Source organism: Pseudidiomarina sp. (genome assembly GCF_033722695.1).
In the GTDB taxonomy this organism is placed as follows: Bacteria; Pseudomonadota; Gammaproteobacteria; order Enterobacterales; family Alteromonadaceae; genus Pseudidiomarina.
The window spans coordinates 1-6000 of the sequence record NZ_JAWVYM010000051.1; the positions used below are offsets into that span (position 1 = coordinate 1).

6 protein-coding genes are annotated in these 6000 nt (G+C 49.6%); 5 read left to right on the plus strand and 1 reads right to left on the minus strand.

The window, feature by feature from the left end; genetic code table 11:
- Positions 1–210: MOSC N-terminal beta barrel domain-containing protein (locus R3196_RS10570; RefSeq protein WP_318936737.1), on the minus strand; the 210-nt coding region annotated here is incomplete at its 3' end.
- Between the two features lie 239 nt (positions 211–449).
- Here R3196_RS10570 and R3196_RS10575 point away from each other — a divergent pair.
- The 5 genes from R3196_RS10575 (at position 450) to R3196_RS10595 (ending at position 5854) form a co-directional block, all read left to right on the plus strand.
- Positions 450–1154 (plus strand): TetR/AcrR family transcriptional regulator, encoded by a 705-nt coding sequence (locus R3196_RS10575; RefSeq protein ID WP_318936738.1) that lies wholly within the window; start codon positions 450–452, stop codon positions 1152–1154.
- A 72-nt stretch (positions 1155–1226) separates the two neighbouring features.
- Positions 1227–2228 (plus strand): pyridoxamine 5'-phosphate oxidase family protein, encoded by a 1002-nt coding sequence (locus tag R3196_RS10580; protein WP_318936739.1) that lies wholly within the window; start codon positions 1227–1229, stop codon positions 2226–2228.
- Positions 2229–2295: 67 nt separating this feature from the next.
- Positions 2296–2823: a gamma-glutamylcyclotransferase family protein gene (locus tag R3196_RS10585; RefSeq protein ID WP_318936740.1), complete on the plus strand. Its 528-nt coding sequence runs from the start codon at positions 2296–2298 to the stop codon at positions 2821–2823.
- A 153-nt stretch (positions 2824–2976) separates the two neighbouring features.
- Positions 2977–4617 carry a methyl-accepting chemotaxis protein gene (locus R3196_RS10590; RefSeq protein ID WP_318936741.1) on the plus strand — a complete coding sequence of 547 codons (1641 nt, stop codon included), beginning with the start codon at positions 2977–2979 and terminating at the stop codon, positions 4615–4617.
- Positions 4618–5053: 436 nt separating this feature from the next.
- A complete protein-coding gene (locus tag R3196_RS10595) occupies positions 5054–5854 on the plus strand; it encodes a hypothetical protein (protein ID WP_318936742.1) in 801 nt (266 codons plus the stop codon).
- Positions 5855–6000: the final 146 nt, after the last annotated feature.

Below are 6000 nucleotides of genomic sequence, written 5' to 3' on the forward strand. Positions count from 1 at the left end.
ATAGGTCGCTTTGAATTTAAGGAGTTTTGGGTTTTTTCTGACGGTGCTGAGCTCGCCAAGCGATTCGTCCCTCAGTGCCCAGTTGCGATCACCTAGCATCCCCATTTTTCCTATGACGCCTTCTTCTACCCGGGTCCCTTCCATCGACTTCACGGGATAACGCCATAATTCGCTTACCTTGCCTACCTCAAGCCGTTTTTTCTTATCCATTGTATTGCCCTTTTAAACTGCCTTCGTCATATCGATCCGCCGTTTTCAGGATCCCTTCAACCAATTTACCCATGCATACCGAAGAATCTTTCCGAGTGGCATAGGGATCGCCTCTCCTCTTTGTCGGATCCGGTCGTTGACCGAGGATAAACGTACGCGTACGATTTAGTCAAATGAGAGCGTTTTGGTTCTGAGGGTGAGGTGTTGATGGAAGATCTCGTTATAGAAAATGTAACGGTATGGGCCGGGCCCCGACCGAAACCTCGCCGAGGCTGGGTAACCACTGCGTTTATGCCTATACCATCGCAAAGTCTAAAGGCATCACGGGAATGTCCATGAATCAAGACGCCAAGATGGGGAGGCCCAAACAATCCGATGATGAGCGGCAGAAAAAGGTCGATGCAATCATTCAAGCGGCTCAATCTCTGTTTATAGCGGAAGGTTTTCCGTCGGTGTCCATGAGAAAGATTGCTGCAAAAGCCGGCATGGGCACGATGACGTTATACAAGTACTTTCCGAATAAAAATGCGATTTTGCATCATATCTGGGCTGGTTTTTTCGATGAATTATTCGATTTAGTGAGGTCGGATGTTGAAAAGCAAACAGATGCGAAAAGTAAGTTGAAGACGATGTGTATGACTTACTTGAATTACTGGGTGGGGCACCCGGATCGGTTTCGTATCGTTTTTCTCAACGAAGACAGAGCTTCGTCCACCGATGAATTTTTTATTAACCATGCCAACATCACGCAAGAAATGCTGCTCATTGTGGGGCCTATGATGCAAGATTTATCAAAGTCTGTTGATCCATCTTCAATGATGGTATTTCTGGAAAGTTTGATGTGCTTCGTTCATGGGGTTGCATTGAATGTGATCACGATCAGTGAATACCCATGGAGTGATTACGAAAAGTACATCGATATTTTTCTGGATTCGCAATTCTAATCAATGTGCCGTGAACATCTTGGCCGCTTATGGCTGTGGTGATATTCAGAACAGACAGGAAGCCTAGTAGATATGAAGCTGACCAAGATTGAACAGGTTCAGAAAAGAGTCGGAAAATTGCCGGCACCTCGAGACCTTAAAGTCATCGACCATGTTGACGAGCATGCCGTGCGTTGGTTGTCGTACTCTAATTTCGCGTTTATCGCTTTTGGCAAAGCCGGAAATATTCAGCTTACCTCGGCGGGTGGTGAAAGAGGTTTTGTGTCTACTTCTGATTCCGGGCATTTGCTCATTCACCTGGCTGCATTAGACGATGGAAGTATCGTTGAGCAGGGTTTGTCTTTTGGTGCACTGTTTATGGTGAGCGGTATGGACGAAACCTTGCGCGTGAATGGCAGGGTCTCTGGTATTACTGATGGACTGGCGACTTTGGAAGTGGAGGAGTGTTATTTGCACTGCGCCAAATCCTTCCGCCGCTCGGATTTTTGGTCGCCTCAGTCAGTCGGGCAGTCGCAGTGTGAGATATCGGATTTTGTTAAGCGGTCCAGATTTCTGGTTTTGGCAAGCATCAATAGTCGTGGGGAAGCGGATGTCAGCCCAAAAGGTGATCCGGAGAATTTTCTAATCCAAGAAGACGGTGGCTTTATCTGTTTCTCTGATCGCCCAGGTAATCGAAGAATAGACAGTTTCGGCAACATTATTGAGCAGCCGGAAGTTAGCGTTATAGCCTTGGTGCCAGGTTGTAAGGACATTCTCGAGCTTCAGGGCACAGCAGAGCTTTGCACTGATGAGCATCTCCTGGATAGATTCGCGATACAAGGTAAGAAGCCAAAGCTCATCACAAGAATAAATCCAGCCTCAATGAGAATCAGACCAAGCATCGCCATTGCCAATTCAGTTCTGTGGCCCGCGGGAAAAGTGCCTGAAGATCTGAGGCCTTCAGAGATTTTTAAGGCTCACGTGAAAAAAAGTAAAGAGAGTTCTCTGCAAGCAAAGGTTGCGCGTGCAGCGGTGTCTTTGCCTGGCGCTATGGAGAAGGGGCTGGAGTTGGACTATAAACATAACATGTACTGAGTTGATGGTGGCTCACCGTCCCGCCCCATCGAATTGAGGTTAAAGTTCTCAAGTTTTCACGAGAGTGATGGGAATAAGCGGTGTGAGATATTTTGCCTACGGATCAAACATGTCCCTCCCAAGGTTGCGGCAAAGGGTTCCCGGCGCCAAGCCAGTAGGCGCCTATACGCTTGCAGAGCACTCTCTGCGGTTTCATAAGGTGAGCAAGATAGATGGATCTGCAAAATGCGATGCTCTGTTTACAGGCCACTCTGAAGACTGTGTGATCGGTGCGCTGTTCGAAATACCCGAGAACGAAAAACAAGTCCTGGATCGGGCCGAAGGCCTGGGTTTTGGCTATGAAGAAAAGCGTGTCCTGGTCAGTGATGCTCAGGGGAACGTCGTTGACGCATTTACCTACTGTGCAACCCATACCGACCCTGACCTGCTGCCCTACTCCTGGTATCTGTACCACGTTCTTTACGGGGCCAAAGAAACAGGAGTTCCGGCGGAGTACATAGCGGCGATAGAGGCTACAAAAAGCAAGGAAGACCCCGACAAGGGCAGGGATACCAGTGAGCGTGCCATATACAACAAGCAATACCCGCGACCGTAATCCCGCCACGTTCGGATACTGGCGCAGGTCACTGCCAATCCGCTTATTTTACCTATTTTTTGGTTGTTTTAGTGAATAGGTAGCATTTCCCATTATACTTGATGGTTGGGACCGTCTTCGCGAAATGGATGTCGAAGTGTCAGGAAAAGCTTAATGAATCTGCTGAGCAACCTCTCTCTCAAGTCGCGTTTGGTGATACTGGTTTCTATCCCCCTTGTCGCTATTGCCGGCCTATCGATATACGCCCTCATCGTATTTTCAGACATTAACCGAGGGGTGACGAGTATCTACAACGATCGAGTGGTGCCTCTAAAAGACCTGAAAGTCATCTCGGACGATTATGCGGTTTTCGTGATTGATGCCATCAACAAGGCCAATGCTGGGCGAATATCCCCAGAAGAAGCACTTCGCCAAATCGAGGAAGCGGAATCGGCCATCCGTTCGAATTGGTCAAGATATGCGCAGACACTGCTTACAGACCGGGAAGAAGAGCTTGTGCGCCAGGCTGAGGGTCTGTTTACAGCCGCAGATCAGGGGATAGCGGAGGCGAAGCGGGTTCTTCGTAGCGCGCCCTCCAGTGCAGAGGGTCAACTGGACCAGATTGACGGCCCACTTTACGACGTTATTGATCCGATAACCGCAAAGATTGGTGAACTGATAGAGCTGCAACTTGATGTTGCGGCCACGGAGAGAGAGTCGGTGGGCGAGCTTTATGCGCAGAGCCAGCTGCTCTATCCGATAACCGCTGTTGTCGCGGCCGTGCTCTCCATTGGCGCAAGTGTTCTCATCATTTTGTCCATCACCGGTCCTATCCAGTCCATGAGGAATTTGATGCGATCTGTGGCTGAAAATTCCGATCTTTCCCAACGTATGGACGTGACTGGAACAGATGAACTTGCTGAGTTGGGTAATTCTCTTAATCATATGTTGAATGAATTTGATCAGGTCCTCAGTCGGCTTTCAGGCGTATCGGACGAGGTCGCGACAGCGTCAGAGGAACTGTCGTCAATCAACGCCAACGTAGAGCAGAACATCGAGTCCCAGTCGGGCCAGACCGACCAGGTTGCGACCGCAATGAATCAGATGAGCGCTGCCTCCAACGATGTGGCAAGAAGCGCCGAAGAAGCTCAATCTGCCGCCAGATCAGCGAAAGAGCAGGGCATTGAAGGTCGTGTGAGAGGCGAAAAAGGTCGCGAAGCGTTGCACCGGCTGTCGGAGGACATCCGTCGGGTTGCAAAACAGATCAACTCTCTGGAGAGCAAGAGCCTGGAAATACAGAAGGTTACCCAGGTGATAAATGATATTGCAGATCAGACCAACCTGCTGGCATTGAACGCTGCAATCGAAGCTGCCAGAGCCGGAGAGCATGGTCGTGGCTTCTCCGTGGTAGCGGATGAAGTGCGTTCCCTGGCGAAACGAACGCAAACATCAACTGCTGAGATTGCGAGTGTGATTGATGGGCTAACCGAGGAAAGCAAGGCAACCGTAGCGGTCATGCAGTCGGGGCTGGAACAGGTTGAAGAGAACCGCATGTTGATTGACGATATTGCCGAAACGCTGAATGCCATTAGCGATGCCATCGATCACATCGTACAGATGGGTGAACAAATCGCCAGCGCAGCGGAAGAGCAGTCTGTGGCAGCAGAGCAGGTAAGCGGTAATCTGACCCACATCGTGGATCTGTCCAATCAGAACCTTGATGGCGCCAAGCAGTCCTCCGAGGCGAGTCATGAATTAGCGAGACTCGCTGCAGAGATGAAGGACCGTGTTTCTTCGTTCAAAACGAGCGCCTGACATAACGGCACCTTGTTTGTCCACGCGGCAGACCATTTGTCGTCAACCAACCAAAAAGGGTCGCGACGCTAACCGCGACCCTTTCGAATACTGGTAGCAAGCGGCGGAGTTGAACCGTCTGCCCTAGCATTACTAGTTCTTTCTGGGTGAAACCTTCCATAAACGTTCAATTCTCGTCAAAACAGACGCTTAAAGAAATAGCTCACCTGCAAGTTCATGATGGACTATGTAGCATTTTGCGACACGACCATTGGGCGGGCAAAAAGGGGAAGTCACGCGATTACATGGTGGTTTGTCAGCAGCTGGTCTAAGCTGTTGTTAAATTTGAAACATTGGGCCGTGAATCGTGATAAGAAAGTGGCATTATCGAGAACGCACTTTTTGACAATATCGCGGAATTCGGTCTAGTTGCTGTTAGCGTTTTCGGGAGATAGCCATGCCTTTTATTCAAACCAAAGGTCCCAAAAAAGGGCTATGCAATATCTGCGGGACGCATGGCAAGCTGACTGAAGACCATGTGCCACCTAAAGGCACGATTAAGTTTCCTAGAATGACCCTGTACGGCATCAGCGAGGTGCTCAATGCAAAAGCTGAAAAAGATCGGAAGGGGAGGGATTTTCAGCAAGGTGTTAAATTCCGAAGTATTTGCTCCGTCTGCAATAACGACTATCTCGGTGGGCTCTACGACCAAGAATTAAAAAATTTCGCTAACAACGTTGGCTCGTACCTACATAGTTTGGTGGCTCGCCCTAATGCGACCACTTTTCCCGTTGTGCCGGGCAAAATTATTCGTGCTGTGTGTGGCCATATTCTCGCGCTCGGAGTCGAACGTTTTCCAAGGGGAGATATGGGCGATGCTATGGCGGATTTGGTATTAAACCCAGATAAAGAAATCCCAGACAGCCTGCACTTTTACTACTGGGTCTATCCATTCTGGGATCAAGTGGCGATTCGCAATTTTGGTTTTCTGGTTCATACCGGCACACCGCCACTGGTTAGCTCCGTTTTAAAATTTTTTCCGCTGGCATTTATGGTTCTTTGGGAGCCAGCTACGGACTTCAGGAGCTCGCTCGTCAGGCTAAATGACTTCTGTGTAGGTGCTGGCAATAATCAGGTGGATATACCGTTTCGTCTTACAAATATTCCGCCGCAGCGCTTCCCTGAGGCTCCTGGGGATTCCGGTGTTACGCTGCATGGTAGCGATTCATACTTTTCGAGCAGGTTGCGCCGATCGTGAACTACGCTAACCAATCGCTTAAGTACGTTCCCGGCCTCGCGGCCGTCCACCGGACGTCCCTGACGGGCCGCCGCTTAGCTTTGCGTTAAGTGGCAGCCTCATGTTGAGAATCCGAAATATACTGCCGGTATTGAAAAGCGAAGAGG